General features: G+C 51.0%; 13 protein-coding genes and 1 other RNA gene. 3 read left to right on the top strand and 11 right to left on the bottom strand.

The genetic code is table 11. The features are described 5' to 3' along the window. Positions 1–90: 90 nt before the first annotated feature. On the bottom strand, positions 91–3924 hold the full coding sequence (locus ACTHTJ_RS03985) for a DUF3683 domain-containing protein (RefSeq protein ID WP_070585335.1): 3834 nt from the start codon (positions 3922–3924) through the stop codon (positions 91–93). 260 nt (positions 3925–4184) lie between these two features. Here ACTHTJ_RS03985 and ffs point away from each other — a divergent pair. Beyond that, positions 4185–4281, top strand: an RNA gene (gene ffs, locus ACTHTJ_RS03980) — signal recognition particle sRNA small type. A gap of 117 nt (positions 4282–4398) precedes the next feature. Here the strand turns inward: ffs and ACTHTJ_RS03975 are convergent. From ACTHTJ_RS03975 to ACTHTJ_RS03955, 5 genes are all read right to left on the bottom strand, one after another. Then, positions 4399–5616, bottom strand: a complete 1218-nt coding sequence (locus ACTHTJ_RS03975; protein WP_070585333.1) for a uracil-xanthine permease family protein — start codon at positions 5614–5616, stop codon at positions 4399–4401. A gap of 167 nt (positions 5617–5783) precedes the next feature. Then, positions 5784–6095, bottom strand: a complete 312-nt coding sequence (locus tag ACTHTJ_RS03970; protein ID WP_070585331.1) for a hypothetical protein — start codon at positions 6093–6095, stop codon at positions 5784–5786. Between the two features lie 82 nt (positions 6096–6177). After that, complete coding sequence (locus ACTHTJ_RS03965) at positions 6178–7440, bottom strand: multifunctional CCA addition/repair protein (RefSeq protein WP_070585329.1); 1263 nt, start codon at positions 7438–7440, stop codon at positions 6178–6180. Between the two features lie 75 nt (positions 7441–7515). Beyond that, positions 7516–8478 (bottom strand): SPFH domain-containing protein, encoded by a 963-nt coding sequence (locus tag ACTHTJ_RS03960; protein WP_039863787.1) that lies wholly within the window; start codon positions 8476–8478, stop codon positions 7516–7518. Between the two features lie 9 nt (positions 8479–8487). After that, positions 8488–8913: an NfeD family protein gene (locus ACTHTJ_RS03955; protein WP_039863785.1), complete on the bottom strand. Its 426-nt coding sequence runs from the start codon at positions 8911–8913 to the stop codon at positions 8488–8490. A 126-nt stretch (positions 8914–9039) separates the two neighbouring features. Here ACTHTJ_RS03955 and ung point away from each other — a divergent pair, with 126 nt between their 5' ends. Beyond that, positions 9040–9699, top strand: a complete 660-nt coding sequence (gene ung, locus ACTHTJ_RS03950; RefSeq protein WP_070585327.1) for a uracil-DNA glycosylase — start codon at positions 9040–9042, stop codon at positions 9697–9699. A gap of 54 nt (positions 9700–9753) precedes the next feature. Here the strand turns inward: ung and ACTHTJ_RS03945 are convergent, their stop codons facing one another. From ACTHTJ_RS03945 to ACTHTJ_RS03925, 5 genes are all read right to left on the bottom strand, one after another. Continuing rightward, entirely contained in the window at positions 9754–10827 is a 1074-nt protein-coding gene (locus tag ACTHTJ_RS03945) for a sulfate/molybdate ABC transporter ATP-binding protein (RefSeq protein ID WP_283120926.1), read from the bottom strand. Beyond that, positions 10824–11684 carry a sulfate ABC transporter permease subunit CysW gene (gene cysW / locus ACTHTJ_RS03940; protein WP_036490816.1) on the bottom strand — a complete coding sequence of 287 codons (861 nt, stop codon included), beginning with the start codon at positions 11682–11684 and terminating at the stop codon, positions 10824–10826. Before cysW ends, ACTHTJ_RS03945 begins: the two co-directional genes overlap by 4 nt. 85 nt (positions 11685–11769) lie before the next feature. After that, on the bottom strand, positions 11770–12606 hold the full coding sequence (gene cysT, locus ACTHTJ_RS03935) for a sulfate ABC transporter permease subunit CysT (protein ID WP_004520580.1): 837 nt from the start codon (positions 12604–12606) through the stop codon (positions 11770–11772). A 160-nt stretch (positions 12607–12766) separates the two neighbouring features. After that, positions 12767–13216, bottom strand: coding sequence for a DUF4124 domain-containing protein (locus ACTHTJ_RS03930; RefSeq protein WP_440360781.1), 450 nt, complete (start codon positions 13214–13216; stop codon positions 12767–12769). A 12-nt stretch (positions 13217–13228) separates the two neighbouring features. After that, complete coding sequence (locus ACTHTJ_RS03925; protein WP_036493670.1) at positions 13229–13423, bottom strand: hypothetical protein; 195 nt, start codon at positions 13421–13423, stop codon at positions 13229–13231. A gap of 170 nt (positions 13424–13593) precedes the next feature. Between ACTHTJ_RS03925 and ACTHTJ_RS03920 the strand changes: the two genes are divergently transcribed. Then, positions 13594–15222, top strand: a complete 1629-nt coding sequence (locus tag ACTHTJ_RS03920) for an ABC-F family ATPase (RefSeq protein ID WP_070585316.1) — start codon at positions 13594–13596, stop codon at positions 15220–15222. Positions 15223–15437: the final 215 nt, after the last annotated feature.

Raw genomic sequence — 15437 nt, 5'->3', positions numbered from 1 at the left:
ATGATTTTATCTTGATTCTTTTGAATAAAAAGGCCGTCTGAAAGATTTTCAGACGGCCTTTATTACAGCCAAAAGTTTTTGTCTAAGTCCTTAGAGCAATACTTTTTCTACACCGCCGTTATTGGCTTTTTTCACAAACTCATCCAGCCAGTTTTCACCGAGGATGTGTTTTGCCATTTCGATGACGATGTAGTCTGCAGGCATATTGTTGTCGTCGGCGTAGCGGCTCAAGCCTTGCAGGCAGGCTGGGCAGGAGGTAAGCATTTTGACAGGTTCGCCCTGCGGCAGCTCTTTGAGGTTTTTCTCAATTTCCTCTTGTTTGCGGAACTTGACCTGAGTGGCAATGTCTGGCCGTTTAACGGCAAACATACCGGACTCGCCGCAGCAGCGGTCGCTTAAGACGACTTTCTGTCCCATCAGGCTGCTGGCCATTTGGGTGGCGTTCATGGTTTTGATCGGGGTATGGCAAGGGTCGTGGTAGAGGTATTGCTGACCTTGCACGCCGTTCAGTTGTACCCCTTTTTCAAGCAGGTATTCGTGGATGTCGATGATACGGCAGCCTGGGAAGATTTCCTCAAAACGGTATTTTTCAAGCTGGTCGTAGCAGGTGCCGCAACTGACGACGACGGTTTTAATGTCGAGGTAGTTGAGGGTGTTTGCCATACGGTGGAAAGCCACGCGGTTGTTGGTGCTCATTTCTTCGGCTTTAGCCTTATTGCCGCCTGCGTCTTGCGGATAGCCGCAACACATATAGCCCGGCGGCAGGACGGTTTGTACTCCGACATGCCAGAGCATGGCTTGAACGGCTAGTCCGATTTGGCTGAACAGACGCTCGGAGCCGCAACCTGGGAAGTAGAACACGGCTTCGGCATCTTCCGGAGAAGCCGGATTGCGGATGATAGGAATACTCTTGTCGTCTTCTATACCCAGCATGGAGCGTGGAGTTTTAGCAGGCACGCTTTTCGGCAAAGGACGGTTGATGAAGTGGATAACCTGTTCTTTGATTGAGGCGGTACCGACGGTAGCTTTCGGTTCGGCTTTTTGCTTTTTCGTGCCGATTGGAAGAAGCTTGCCGATTTTGTAGGCAAAGTTTTGCGCAGGGAAGCCGGTCTGTATCATGGCGGCGCGAAGGGCTTTGATGGTTTTCGGGCCGGTGGCGTTCAAAAATGCCATGCCCATTGAAGCCGCAGGCGCAAAGCGTTTGTGGCCGGAATCGGCAAGGTAGTTGCGGACGGCTACGGTAACGTCGCCGAAGTCGATGTTGACAGGGCAAGGTTTAACGCAGCGGTGGCACACGGTGCAGTGGTCGCCGATGTCCATCAGTTCTTCAAAATGTTTGACGGAAACGCCGCGACGGGTTTGTTCTTCGTATAAGAAGGCTTCGGTCAACAAGCCTACGCCGAGGATTTTGTTGCGGGGGCTGTACAGCAGGTTGGCGCGCGGAACGTGGGTGGAGCAGACGGGTTTGCATTTGCCGCAACGCAGGCAGTCTTTGACGGAATCGGCGATGGTGCCGAGGTCTGATTTTTCCATAATCAGCGATTCCGCACCCAAAAGCTCGAAGGACGGCGTATAGGCGTTGCGTAGGTCTGAGCCTTTCATCAGTTTGTGACGGTTGAAGGTGTGTTTCGGATCGACTTGGTTTTTGTAGTTCCAAAACGGTTGCAAATCTTCATCGGTCAAAAATTCGAGCTTGGTAATGCCGATGCCGTGTTCGCCGGAAATTACGCCGCCGAGCGAACGGGCGATTTTCATAATGCGTTCGACCGAACGATAGGCCGTCTGAAGCATCTCGGCATCGTCTGAGTTAACCGGAATGTTGGTGTGGACGTTACCGTCGCCGGCGTGCATATGCAGGGCGACGAAGACGCGGCTGCGTACGGTTTTGGCGTGGATTTTGCCCAAGCCTTGGATAATTTTGGTGTCGGTTTTGCCGCTGAAGATTTCAGAAAGCGGCTTCATTACGTCTGCTTTGACAGACACGCGCAGGCGGAAATCGCGGAAGGCAATAAAGCAGCTTTCATTGTCTTTGGCTTCGGGCGCGGCGTGGACGGCTGCGCCGTAGCGGGCTTTGTAGTCGGCAAGAGGCGTATCGAGATTGGCGAGCAACCATTCCCAACGCGCTTTGACAGCGGAAACGTGGGCAAGGGCGTGTTTGCCGCGTTCGCCCAAAAGTTCGGCGGTCGGCAGGTCCGTGCCCATTTTGTCGATGGGGAGTTTGCCGGACAGATATTGTTCCAAAGCGGCACAGAGTTTGAGTTTGTTTTGGATGGAAAGTTCAATGTTGATGCGTTCGATGCCGTCTGAATACTCACCGAGTCTTTCGAGTGGGATTACTACGTCTTCGTTGATTTTAAAGGCATTGGTGTGTTTGGCGATGGCAGCAGTGCGGCTGCGGTCAAGCCAGAAGGTTTTACGGGCTTCGGGAGATATAGCGATAAAGCCTTCGCCGTCGCGGGCGCGGGCAAGTTCGCAGATGTGTTCGGCGGCTGTCTCTACGGCGGCTTCGTCGTCTGAAACCACGTCTGCCAGCAAGACCATTTTTGGCCGGCCTTTGCCTGCTGCTTTGGTGGCATAGCCGACGGCGCGGACGTAACGCCAATCTAAATGTTCCAAACCGGCCAGTCGTACGCTTTCATGGGTAAGCAGGAAATCGCGGATTTCGACAATGGACGGGGTAGCGGTGGCGACCGTACCGAAAAACTCCATACACACGGTGCGCGTGTATTTCGGCATTTTATGCAACACGAAGGCGACGCTGGTGATGATACCGTCCGTGCCTTCTTTCTGCACGCCGGGCAGGCCGCTCAAGAATTTATCGGTAACGTCTTTGCCCAAACCGACTTTGCGGAATTTGTGACCGGGAATTTCCAAACGTTTGGTATTGACGATATTGCGGCCGTCTGAATCCAGCGTATGTACGTCAAACACGGCGGTTTCTTCATCGTGGATTTTGCCGAAATTGTGGCGCACGCGCTCGATACGCAACCATTCGCCTTGAGGGTTGACCATGTTCCAGTAGGCGAGGTTATCCAAGGCAGTACCCCACAGTACGGCTTTTTTGCCACCTGCATTCATCGCCACATTACCGCCCACGCAAGACGCATCGGCGGAAGTCGGATCAACGGCGAACACCAAACCTGCCTGATGCGCGGTTTCTTCCACTCGGCGGGTTACTACGCCTGCGCCGCAATGGATAATCGGATGTCTGCCGTCCAAGCCTGCCAGCTCAACGTATTCGACGCCGCGATGCTTGTCGAGTTTTTCGGTATTGATGACTGCGCTGTTTGCGTCCAAAGGTACTGCGCCACCGGTATAACCCGTACCGCCGCCACGCGGGATAATAACCAAGTCCAACTCGATTAAGGCGCGCACCAAAGGCGCGATCTCTGCCTCGGTATCAGGATTGACAACGACAAATGGATACTCCACGCGCCAGTCGGTCGCATCGGTAACGTGCGTTACGCGCGCCAAGCCGTCAAACATGATGTTGTGCGGCTTGGTGATTTTGCTTAAGCGTTCCAAAATCTGATGGCGTTTTTGGCTGGTTTCATCAAAACTGCTATCAAAACGCTCGACTGCTTTTTCTGCTGCGGCAACCAAGACATCCACTTGCCGATTATCGTCGCGGCGTTTGCGGATTTCATTTAAGCGGTGGCGCATTTCGCGTACCAACGCGGCGCGGCGTTTTGGGTGCTCCAGCAAGTCATCGACCAGATACGGATTGCGCACGACCACCCAAATATCGCCCAATACTTCAAACAGCATTCGTGCCGAACGTCCTGTTTTCCGTTGACCGCGCAGGTCTTGCAGGATTTGCCACGCTTCGTCGCCCAACAGTCGGATGACGATTTCGCGGTCGGTATAAGAAGTATAGTTATAGGGAATTTCTCGAATACGCTGAGGGGCAGTAGTCGTGGTCATGGTTGTGTTCCGTTGATGGATGTAATGTTTTTATATTAAAGGCCGTCTGAAAAATGCAATTTCTTCTTGATGGCGTAAGGTGTTAATGTAGTGTAATTTTCGATATTTTTCAACGGAAAAGACGATAAACATTTCAATGGGAATGATTTGCAACTAGGTAATATTGTTTACAATCTTGTCGTGTAAATGGTTTTCAGACGGCCTGAAAGATTTTATCACTTGAGTTTTTCTGTAAAACCGCTATAATGCGTCTCTTCTACGGCGGGTCTCCCCGCATGGTAATTCGGAACACCGGGTCAGGGGCGGAAGCCAGCAGCCCACTCTGATGAGCCAGTGCCGGGGGTTCGGCTCGCCACCTTATTCAAAAATGCCGGAGATAGTTAAGTCTCCGGCATTTTTCATTGTATAAAGCGTAATAAAAAGGCCGTCTGAAATCTTATTTTCAGACGGCCTTTGAGTTTATGAGCCAGCTATTTATGCTTCTTCTGATTTTGTATTGGGCAAAACGCAGTTCAGGATAATCGCCAATACGGCGCACAAACCTACACCGGCGAAGCTCAAAGTACCTACTTTGATAATCATGCCGCCGATGCCGGTCGTCAATACGGAGCTGACGATAACCAGATTTTTCGGCTGCATCAAATCGACTTTCGCATCAATCAATGTTTTGATGCCCAAAGAGGCGATTGTACCGAACAGCAGCAACATAATGCCGCCCATAACCGGCATGGGAATCGAAGCCAAAAACGCGTTGAACTTACCGAAAAACGCCATGAAAATCGCAAAAATTGCCGCCCAAGTCATGATGATGGGGTTGCTGTTTTTGGTAATCATCACCGCGCCGGTTACTTCGCCGTAAGTGGTTACAGGAGGGCCGCCGATCAAACCGGCCACGCATACGCCCAAGCCGTCGCCGGCGAGGGTTTTGTCCAAGCCTGGGTCTTTAGTGTAGTTTTTGCCGGTTACATTACCGATGGCCATAATGCCGCCGATGTGTTCGATGGCAGGGGCAATGGCAACGGGCAACATAAACAAGGCAGCCTGCCAATTAACTTGAGGCGTTTCAAAATGAGGGACGGCAAACCAAGGAGCGTTGATGATGGCGCTGGTATCGACCAAGCCCATGATCAAAGCCAACACATAGCCGGAAGCCACGCCGATCAGAATCGGAATCAGCTTCATCATCTTGCTGCCGAAGACAGAAACAATGACGGTTACCGCAAAGGTAAAGCCGGAGAGAATCAGCGAGTCGATATAGTCGATGACCTGTTTTCCATCTGCCTGACCCATGGCCATGCTGCTGGCTGCAGCGGCTACGGACAAACCGATTACCATAATCACCGGGCCGATAACCACGGGCGGCAACAGCTTGTGTACCGCATCCAGACCGCGCCATCTGATCAGAGCGGCAAAAACAAAGTACATGAAACCTGCCGCAAACAGACCGAACATGGTAGAAGGCAGGCCCCATTCGCCGATGGAGTAGATAATCGGTGCAATAAAGGCAAAAGAAGAGCCGAGGAAAATCGGCACTTTACGTTTGGTAACCAATTGGAACAACAAGGTGCCCAAGCCTGCGCCCAATAATGCCAAAGCCGGGTTCAGTCCCGTCAGAAGCGGCACAAGCACCATGGCACCGAATGCGACAAACAAAATCTGCGCACCGGCTACCGCCGTTTTAAGCTGATTCATAAAAGCTCCGAAGAAAATTCAAACGGCGCAGATTATACTGATTTATCCTAGTCATGAACATTTATTTACAAAAGGCCGTCTGAACAAATGTAACGATGACACCTGTTCAGACGGCCTTGTTCGATAGCGAATGGTTAATAGCTTATCAAAATCGATTAGGAAAATTTTTAGCCGCGTGTTTCGCGCCAAACTAGATAATCGCGTAGGGGCGGCATGGGCGGATTGATGCAGTGCGGACAGATGCCGGTTGTATCTTCATCGTCGCTGTCGATATGGTAGTCGTTTGGATCGAAGCGCACCTGCTGCATGACGGCTTGCGCCAAAGCCTGCGCCTGTACGACATCAAAGTGGAATTTTTCAAGGATTTCGTTTAATAGGCGGATTTCGCCGTCGCTGAAAGATTCGCTGTGTTTGACAATGAGGCGTTGATAATCTTCATTGCTGATTTTTTCGTGAAGTAAATCGGTCTGAATAGTCATGATTTTTATTGTTGAAATAAGATGGTCAAGGTACGGATTATAGCGGATATTGTTGCGGCTGTTTCAAAGGCCGTCTATACCATCAATAGCTTCCTAATTTTTCTGTCTTATACGCTTTTTGAATCGGCCTAATTTGTGCTAAGCGGGCATGATCGATTTGTTCGGTAATTAAATGGGCTTTCCCTTGTGTGCGGCACTCGGCGGCAATTTTGCCTGCATCTACTTTGTTGGCGGCCTCAAGTAAGGCCAGCCAGTGTTCACGCTGCGGATAAGGCGTGTTTTCAAGATTCAGACGGCCTTGCTTATCGGCCACGCAGACGTTTAAGGCCGTCTGAAAACGTTCGGGGCGGCGGAATGCATCGGTTTTTTTCAAAACATTCAAAATGGTTTTGCTTTTAAACTGCCCGACTTGATGGAGCATGATGTGCCAACGGCAGACGAGTTCGGCAAGTTCGGCGCAGTGTTTGGGTGCGCGCAGGCGTTGATTGACTTCGCGGACGGGTTCGACGCCGTTGACATCATGTCCGTAGTGTTTCGGCAGGATATCGGCCGGTGTTTTTGCCTTGCCTAAGTCGTGCAATAAGGCGGCATAGCGTTCGGCGAGGGACAGATTCATCTCGGCAGCTCGTTGTATAACCATCAGCGTATGAATACCGCTGTCGATTTCGGGATGATAGTCGGCGCGTTGCGGTACGCCGAAAAGGGCATCAAGCTCGGGCAGCAAAACTTTGAGTGCGCCGCATTCGCGCAAAACTTCAATCATTCGGCGCGGATTTTTTTCCATCAAGCCTTTAGCCAATTCTTGCCAGACGCGTTCGGCAACCAAGGCATCCGCTTCGCCGTTTTCTACCATTTGCCGCATCAGCGACATGGTTTCATCGGCAATTTGAAAACCATAACGCGCGGCAAAACGGGCAATACGCAAAATACGCACGGGGTCTTCGGCAAAGGCAGGCGAAACGTGGCGCAGGATGCCGGCCGCTAAGTCTTGTTGTCCGCCAAAGGGATCGATGATCGTGCCGTCTGAATCCTGAGCCATGGCATTGATGGTCAGGTCGCGGCGCATCAGGTCTTGTTCCAGCGTGACGTCTTTATCGGCATGAAAACTGAATCCGGCATAACCTTTGGTGGTTTTGCGCTCGGTACGGGCGAGGGCGTATTCTTCATGGCTGTCCGGATGGAGAAAGACAGGGAAATCCTTGCCAACCGGCTGATAACCCTGAGCCAACATGGTTTGCGCATCTGCACCGACGACTACCCAGTCGCGGTCTTTGACGGGCAGGCCTAACAGATGGTCACGGACAGCGCCGCCGACAAGATAGGTTTTGATGGTTTGTGTATTCATATAAAAATCGAACGATATAAAAAGGCCGTCTGAAAAGCCGTATTGGGTTTTCAGACGGCCTGAGTCAGAACGCTATTATGAGGCTTTAGGCTTGTTGCCGTCGATGATTTTCAAACCGGCAGAGACCAAGCTGCCAATGTCGGCAACGTTGGCGGGCATAATCAGCGTGTTGCTTTCTTTAGCCAAATTGCTGAAGGCGGCAACGTATTGCTCGGCAACTTTCAGGTTAACAGCTTCAGCACCGCCCTCTGAGCGAACCGCCTCGGCGATTTTACGGATGGCGTCGGCGTTGGCTTCGGCCACCAGACGTAGGGCTTCGGCTTCACCTTGTGCGCGGTTGATGCGGGCGATTTTTTCACCGTTTGACGCGTTGATGGCGGCTTGCGCTTCACCTTCGGATTGTTGGATTTCTGCTTCGCGCTGACCGCTGGCAAGGTTAATCTGCTCGATTTTACGGCCTTCGGATTCGGCAATGCGCGCACGTTTTTCACGTTCGGCGGTAATTTGCGCCTGCATTGAGCGCAGAATTTCTTGCGGCGGAACCAAGTCTTTGATTTCGTAACGCAATACTTTCACACCCCAAGCGCCTGCCGCTTCGTCCAAAGCAGCAACAACAATGCTGTTGATTTCGTCGCGTTCTTCAAAGGTTTTATCCAATTCCATGCGGCCGATGACAGATCGCAAAGTTGTCTGCGCAAGCTGGGTAATCGCCATGATGTAGTTGCTGGAACCATATGAAGCGAGTTTAGGATCGGTAACTTGGAAGTAGATGATGCCGTCCACAGTCAGCTGAGTGTTGTCGCGGGTAATACAGACTTGGCTGGGAACATCCAAAGGAACTTCTTTCAGCGAGTGACGATAGGCGACACGGTCGATAAATGGGATCAGGATGTTCAGACCTGCCGTTAGTGCTTTGTGAAAACGGCCTAATCGTTCAACCACATAAACTTCCTGCTGCGGCACAACGATAAAGGATTTGAAACCAAAAACAACAACGACGATGAGGATGAGGACGGGGAGACTGAGCAGAAATTCCATAATGTTTCCTTATGATGATGGTTGGGATAGTGTGCGGATAATCAGAAGATTGCCATTTTTGGCAGTAATGACTGCACTTGAGGCCGTCTGAAAAGTGTCTTGAGGTCGTTCGGCTTGTGCCTGCCAGTGTGTACCGCGGTAGGCGACTTCGTAAATATTGTCATGCAGGTGGCGTAGGATGCGGACGTTTTGCCCAATATCCAAATCATCGTTGAGCGCTTGGGGAGCCAAGCGGTTTTTCAGACGGCCGTGTACCAGCCAGATACCGAGTGCGCTGATGATGGCGGCGGTCAAAACGGCGGCAGAAAAGTGTCCGCTTAATCCGTACATGATTCCTGCGGCAGCCAGCGCTACGCTGACCACCAAAAGATAAACCGTTCCGATAAACAATTCGACAATCAGAACAACGGCGGCGGCAACAAACCATATCGTCATGCGGCATATCCTTTTAATAATCTTTTGATAATCCTTATCATAATGGCAAGGGCTTAAAATGAAAAGGCTAAGGCTGAAAATTATTTCAGTTATAATTAAGTCCATTCAAATACGGAGCGGCAAATAATGCAGACTTGGCACGAGGCAATTGGTGCAGAAAAAGAAAAGGCGTATTTTCAAACGATTTTGGAGAAGGTTCGCCATGAAAGGCAGGCGGGGATAACCGTTTATCCGCCTGAGCGCGATGTATTCAATGCCTTTCGGACGACTGAATTCGGAAATGTGAAAGTAGTGATATTGGGGCAAGACCCGTATCACGGCGCAGGTCAGGCGCATGGTTTGGCGTTTTCCGTGCAACCTGAAATTGCGGTACCGCCATCACTGGTCAATATTTATAAAGAGTTGGCGACGGATATTGAGGGCTTTCGGATTCCGCAACACGGCTATTTGCAGCATTGGGCGGAACAGGGCGTGTTGCTGTTGAACACGGTGTTGACTGTCCGTGCCGGTTTGGCGCATTCCCATGCAACTTTTGGTTGGGAGGCGTTTACCGATGAAGTCATCCGACAATTGGATAAGGAACGCGAGCATTTAGTCTTTATGCTGTGGGGCAGCCATGCGCAGAAGAAAGGCGCGTTTATCGACCGCAACCGTCATTTGGTGCTGACCGCGCCGCATCCTTCGCCTTTATCGGCATATCGTGGCTTTTTCGGCTGCAAACATTTTTCGCAGGCAAACGCTTATTTGCAGGCGCATGGTTTAGAGCCGATTGATTGGCAGGTTTAAATAAGATGAAAGGCCGTCTGAAAGCAGATTTTCAGACGGCCTGATGATTTGGTCTCAAATCGAATATTCAATCAGCTCGTTTTGAGAGAAGACATAAACCTGTTTCGGAATCAGCCTCAATTCTTTGCCTTCGGCGATTTGGTAACGCGCAGCATCGCTGCCTGCCAGCGTGATATGCACGTCTTGTTTGTCGTGTTTCACCAAAATATGCGTCAGTGCGCCGACGGCGTGGATTTTTTCGATTTCGGCGCGGATCATCGGTGTTTCGTTTTCGGCGGCCAGCTGCCATTCGTGAGGACGAATATAGCCGATGGCAGTTTGCTCCTGCCATTTGTATTGCGCGTCCAATTTCCATGCGAAGCCGTTGTAATGCCAGATGCCTTTTTCGATGCGTCCTTCAAAAGCATCGGTTTCGCCGAGGAACTCGGTAACGAAGGCGTTTTCGGGTTTGCGGTAAATGGCTTCGGCGCTGCCGGTTTGTTCGATTTTGCCGTGGTTCATGACGACGATTTCGTCGGAAACTTCAAGGGCTTCTTCTTGGTCGTGTGTGACCAAAATGCTGGTTACGCCCAAGTTGTGATGGATGTCGCGCAACCAGGTGCGTAATTCTTTGCGCACTTTGGCATCCAGCGCGCCGAAGGGTTCGTCCAGAAGCAGGAGTTTGGGTTCGACCGCAAGGGCGCGGGCGAGGGCGATGCGTTGGCGTTGGCCGCCGGAGAGTTGGTGTGGATAGGATTTGGCGAGGTGGGAGAGCTGCACGAGTTTGAGCAATTCTTCGACTTTGGCGCGGATTTGTTCTTTGGACGGGCGTTCGGATTTGGGCAATACGGTCAAACCGAAAGCAACGTTGTCAAACACGTTCATGTGGCGGAAAAGGGCGTAGTGTTGGAACACGAAACCGACTTTGCGCTCGCGCACATGCTTGGCGGTGACGTCTTGCCCGTCAAAGAGAATTTGGCCACCGTCGGCGTTTTCCAGCCCGGCGATGATGCGCAGGAGCGTGGTTTTGCCGCAGCCGGAAGGGCCGAGCAGGGAAACGAGTTTGCCGGTGGGGACGTTGAGGTTGATGTTTTTCAGCGCGTGGAACGCTCCGAAGTGTTTATTTAAGTTTTGAATAGTGATGCTCATGCTGCGTTCCTTTCGGCGGCGGCGAGTTTTTTATCTTGTAATTTGGTAATGATGTTTTGCACCAGCAAGGTGGCCAAGGCTAAAAGTGCCAATACGCCGGAGAGGGCGAATGCGCCGGTGAAGTTGTATTCGTTGTAGAAGATTTCGACTAAAAGCGGGATGGTGTTGGTTTCGCCGCGAATGTGCCCCGATACCACGCTGACTGCGCCAAACTCGCCCATCGCGCGGGCGTTGGTAAGAATGATACCGTAGAGCAGCGCCCATTTGATGTTGGGCAGGGTAACGCGCCAAAACATCTGCCAGCCGTTTGCGCCGAGTATCAAGGCAGCCTGTTCTTCACTGTCGCCCTGCGCCTGCATCAGAGGAATAATTTCGCGTGCGACAAAGGGGAAGGTAACGAACAGGGTCGCCAAAATAATGCCGGGAATGGCGAAGATAATCTGTATGCCTTGCGCTTCGAGCCAGCCGCCCAATGCCGTGTGCGCGCCGAACAATAAGACGAACATCAAACCGGCCACCACGGGCGATACGGAAAACGGCAAATCGAGCAAGGTAGTCAGCAACTGCTTGCCGCGAAAATCAAAACGGGTCAGCAACCACGCCATCGCCACGCCCAATACGGCATTGACGGGAACGACAATCAGCGCGGTAATCAGCGTTAATTTGATGGCAGACCATGCTTCGGGATCGGTCAAGGATTGCAGGTACAAATCCCAACCGCCTTTTAAGGCTTCATAGAATACGGCAACCAAAGGCACGACCAGCATCAGCAGCAGAAAGCCCAAGGCGGTAGCGGTCAGCAATACGCGCAGCCAACGCGGTTCGCTCAAGTTTGGATTGGTGGAATGGGTTTTCATGGTAGGGTAGTCTCGATTTATTCTTGTATCTGTTTGGGCCGTCTGAAAAATGTTTGCTCTGATTTTTCAGACGGCCTGTTGTTTGTTAAACCCTCGCTCCGGCGCGGCGGCTTAAAGTCCATTGCATAATGTTTAAAATCAGCAGGATGACAAACGAAATCATCAGCATAAACAGAGCAACGGCAGACGCGCCCTGAGCATCGTATTGCTCCAGTTTGCCGGTAATAATCAAGGGCAGGATTTCAGACACCATCGGAATATTGCCTGCGATAAAGATGACCGAGCCGTATTCGCCGGTAGAGCGGGCAAACATCATGCCTGCACCGGTCAGAAGTGCCGGTGTGATTTCAGGCAAAAGGACGCGGCGGAACGTAGTCCAACGGCTTGCGCCCAAAGTTGCCGCCGCTTCTTCATACTCGCCCGACAATTCTTCCAATACCGGCTGCACGGCGCGGACGATAAAGGGCAGGCTGACGACAATCAGCGCAATCCAGATGCCGGTAGGCGTAAAGGCGATTTTGATGCCCAAAGGCTCGAAAAAACGGCCTATCCAGCCATTGGGCGCATATAGGGTTGCCAACGCAATGCCTGTTACCGCCGTCGGCAGCGCAAACGGCAAATCGACCAAAGCGTTTACCAACCCTTTGCCCGGAAATTCATAGCGCACCAATACCCAGGCAACCAATGTACCGAACACGATATTGGTCAACATCGCATAAAACGACATCCGCAAGCTCAGCCAGACGGCCGCCAAGACATTGGGTTCGGTAATCGTGTTCCAAAATCCGCTCCAGCCGATTTCCGCCGCTTTGGCCGCCATCATCGCAAACGGCAAAACCACCAAAAGCGACAGGCACAAAACCGTCAAACCCAGGCTGAGCTTGAAACCCGGCAATACAGAGGGTGTTTTGAGTAACAACATAATGGCAACCGTCAGAATTTAATACACGCTTACTTTAACAAGGCCGTCTGAAAACTGGAAAGAATGCTTTGTTTGGTATAAAGACGATTTTGTTATATTGAAAAGATGAAAAGGCCGTCTGAACATCAAGTTTCAGACGGCCTTGCTGGTGTGGTAAATATCAATAGGCAACAGGATCTTGAGATGCAGGCTGGCGTTGCGCCGCGTCATAGTTTTCCTGAGCCGAGCGGACGGCTTTTTCCAAACCGTTTATCCGTTCGAGATAACGGGCGTAGTTACGCTCATTGCCATAACGCACTTTTTTGCCTTCTTCCAAATTTTTCTTGGCGGTATCTAAAGCACGCTTGGCCGCGCCGACATCAGCCGGATTGACCGGGGCGACAGCTTCTTCCGCCTGCTCGGCTTTGCTTGGGTAAGTCGGCGTTGCCGGTGTTGAAACAGGCGCAGAAGTATATACGGACGGTTTGCCGATATTGCTGGCTTTGCAGTTTTTACCGCCGGCTTGGGTATAGACTTTGCGGCCGGCAGAATCGGTACATTCAAAAATGGGTGCGGCGGAAACCGCAGTTGTCAAAGCGAGCAGTAATGTGCAGATCCAAAGTTTGTTCATTTTTATTTTTCCTTAAAACCATTTCCACCAAACAAACAAAGCCGCAATCATGATGATGTTGGCGAAGAGGATGGGCTTCCACTGTCTGGGCGCACGTCGTAATTCAGAGCCAGATCGCGTGCGGCGGATATAGAAAAACGGGCTGAGCAGCATGGAAGCAGCGCATACCAAAATAATCACAGCGTAATAGATTTTGTGCGTTTCCATATCGTTTCTCCGTTTTAGACGGCCTGAAATGCTGACTGCAACGCATTTTTTCGTGAAGCGTTGTCTCGAAATTGGGCACATTTGCCATGGCCTCAATCCTGAGGTCTTTGCAAAAATATGCTACAATCGCGTCCGATTATAACATTCTATTTATAAAGGTTTTACGAATAATGATTTCTACCAACGGCATCACCATGCAGTTCGGCGCAAAGCCGCTGTTTGAAAACGTATCCGTCAAATTTGGCGAAGGCAACCGTTACGGCTTGATCGGCGCCAACGGCTCAGGCAAGTCCACCTTCATGAAAATCCTCGGCGGCGATTTGGAACAGACTGCCGGCGAAGTAGCGATTGAAAACGGCGTGCGTTTGGGTAAATTGCGCCAAGACCAGTTTGCCTACGAAGACATGCGCGTGCTGGACGTGGTGATGATGGGTCACACCGAAATGTGGGCGGCGATGACCGAGCGTGATGCGATTTACGCCAACCCCGAAGCTACCGAAGACGACTACATGAAAGCCGCCGAACTGGAAGCCAAGTTTGCCGAATACGACGGTTACACTGCCGAAGCACGCGCTGCCGAATTGTTGGGCGGCGTGGGCATTTCCGAAGATTTGCACAATGCGACTATGGCAGAAGTTGCACCGGGCTTCAAACTGCGCGTATTGCTGGCGCAAGCCCTGTTCTCCAAACCAGATGTATTGCTTTTGGACGAACCGACCAATAACTTGGACATTAATACCATCCGCTGGTTGGAAGGCGTGTTGAACCAGTACGACTCCACCATGATTATCATCTCGCACGACCGTCACTTTTTGAACGAAGTCTGCACCCATATGGCGGATTTGGACTACAACACCATCACCATCTATCCGGGCAACTACGACGACTATATGCTTGCTTCCGCCCAATCGCGTGAGCGCGCCCTGAAAGACAACGCCAAGGCAAAAGAGAAACTGCAAGAGCTGCAAGAGTTTGTCGCACGCTTCTCTGCCAACAAATCCAAAGCCCGTCAGGCAACCAGCCGTCTGAAGCAGGCAGACAAAATCAAATCGGAGATGGTCGAAGTCAAACCTTCTACCCGTCAAAACCCATATATCCGTTTTGAAGCCGACGAAAAAGCCAAGTTGCACCGTCAGGCTGTGGAAGTTGAAAAACTGGCCAAACGTTTTGAAACCCAGTTGTTTAAAAACCTGAACTTCATCCTTGAAGCAGGCCAGCGCCTCGCCATCATCGGCCCGAACGGCGCAGGTAAATCTACTTTGCTGAAACTCTTGGCAGGCGCATACAACCCCGAATATTCAGACGGCCTGCTGCCGGACGAAGGCACCATCAAATGGGCGGAAAAAGCTAGCGTCGGCTACTATCCGCAAGACCATGAAAATGACTTCGACGTCGATATGGACCTGAGTGAATGGATGCGCCAATGGGGCCAGGAAGGCGATGACGAACAAGTCATCCGCGGCACTTTGGGCCGTTTGCTCTTCGGCAGCAACGATGTCGTGAAAAAAGTGAAGGTTCTCTCCGGTGGCGAAAAAGGCCGTATGCTTTACGGCAAACTGTTGCTGTTGAAACCCAATGTTTTGGTCATGGACGAACCGACCAACCACATGGACATGGAAAGCATCGAATCTTTGAACATGGCGCTGGAAAAATACAACGGCACGCTGATTTTCGTATCGCATGACCGTCAGTTTGTATCTTCATTGGCTACCCAAATTATCGAATTGGATGGCAAAGGCGGATATGAACACTACTTGGGCGATTACGAAAGCTATCTGGAGAAAAAAGGCTTAGTTTAAGCCCATACTGATAACCTATTAAGGTATTGAAATGCCGTCTGAAAATCTTTATGTTTTCAGACGGCATTTTTTTGAAGCGTTTCATATTGTCAATCACTGAAACTGCTAAGATTAAAATGGATAAATTTCTTATTAGGAATTTTTATTAAAGCCATAAAACAGATATACAAAAGGTCGTCTGAAAATTTCAGACGGCCTTTATTTATGTTTTGATA

The sequence above is a fragment of the Neisseria sp. P0018.S001 genome (genome assembly GCF_051957355.1).
Lineage (GTDB): Bacteria > Pseudomonadota > Gammaproteobacteria > Burkholderiales > Neisseriaceae > Neisseria > Neisseria subflava_A.
The sequence above is the reverse complement of the archived record's forward strand: the minus strand, read 5'-3'. Positions and strand labels throughout refer to the sequence as shown.

What these genes read in the sequence shown, in the direction of transcription:
- ACTHTJ_RS03985 (WP_070585335.1), bottom strand. Translation starts at nt 3,924, where the DNA reads ATGACCACGACTACTGCCCCTCAGCGTATTCGAGAAATTCCCTATAAC.
- ACTHTJ_RS03975 (WP_070585333.1), bottom strand. Translation starts at nt 5,616, where the DNA reads ATGAATCAGCTTAAAACGGCGGTAGCCGGTGCGCAGATTTTGTTTGTC.
- ACTHTJ_RS03970 (WP_070585331.1), bottom strand. Translation starts at nt 6,095, where the DNA reads ATGACTATTCAGACCGATTTACTTCACGAAAAAATCAGCAATGAAGAT.
- ACTHTJ_RS03965 (WP_070585329.1), bottom strand. Translation starts at nt 7,440, where the DNA reads ATGAATACACAAACCATCAAAACCTATCTTGTCGGCGGCGCTGTCCGT.
- ACTHTJ_RS03960 (WP_039863787.1), bottom strand. Translation starts at nt 8,478, where the DNA reads ATGGAATTTCTGCTCAGTCTCCCCGTCCTCATCCTCATCGTCGTTGTT.
- ACTHTJ_RS03955 (WP_039863785.1), bottom strand. Translation starts at nt 8,913, where the DNA reads ATGACGATATGGTTTGTTGCCGCCGCCGTTGTTCTGATTGTCGAATTG.
- ung (WP_070585327.1), top strand. Translation starts at nt 9,040, where the DNA reads ATGCAGACTTGGCACGAGGCAATTGGTGCAGAAAAAGAAAAGGCGTAT.
- ACTHTJ_RS03945 (WP_283120926.1), bottom strand. Translation starts at nt 10,827, where the DNA reads ATGAGCATCACTATTCAAAACTTAAATAAACACTTCGGAGCGTTCCAC.
- cysW (WP_036490816.1), bottom strand. Translation starts at nt 11,684, where the DNA reads ATGAAAACCCATTCCACCAATCCAAACTTGAGCGAACCGCGTTGGCTG.
- cysT (WP_004520580.1), bottom strand. Translation starts at nt 12,606, where the DNA reads ATGTTGTTACTCAAAACACCCTCTGTATTGCCGGGTTTCAAGCTCAGC.
- ACTHTJ_RS03930 (WP_440360781.1), bottom strand. Translation starts at nt 13,216, where the DNA reads ATGAACAAACTTTGGATCTGCACATTACTGCTCGCTTTGACAACTGCG.
- ACTHTJ_RS03925 (WP_036493670.1), bottom strand. Translation starts at nt 13,423, where the DNA reads ATGGAAACGCACAAAATCTATTACGCTGTGATTATTTTGGTATGCGCT.
- ACTHTJ_RS03920 (WP_070585316.1), top strand. Translation starts at nt 13,594, where the DNA reads ATGATTTCTACCAACGGCATCACCATGCAGTTCGGCGCAAAGCCGCTG.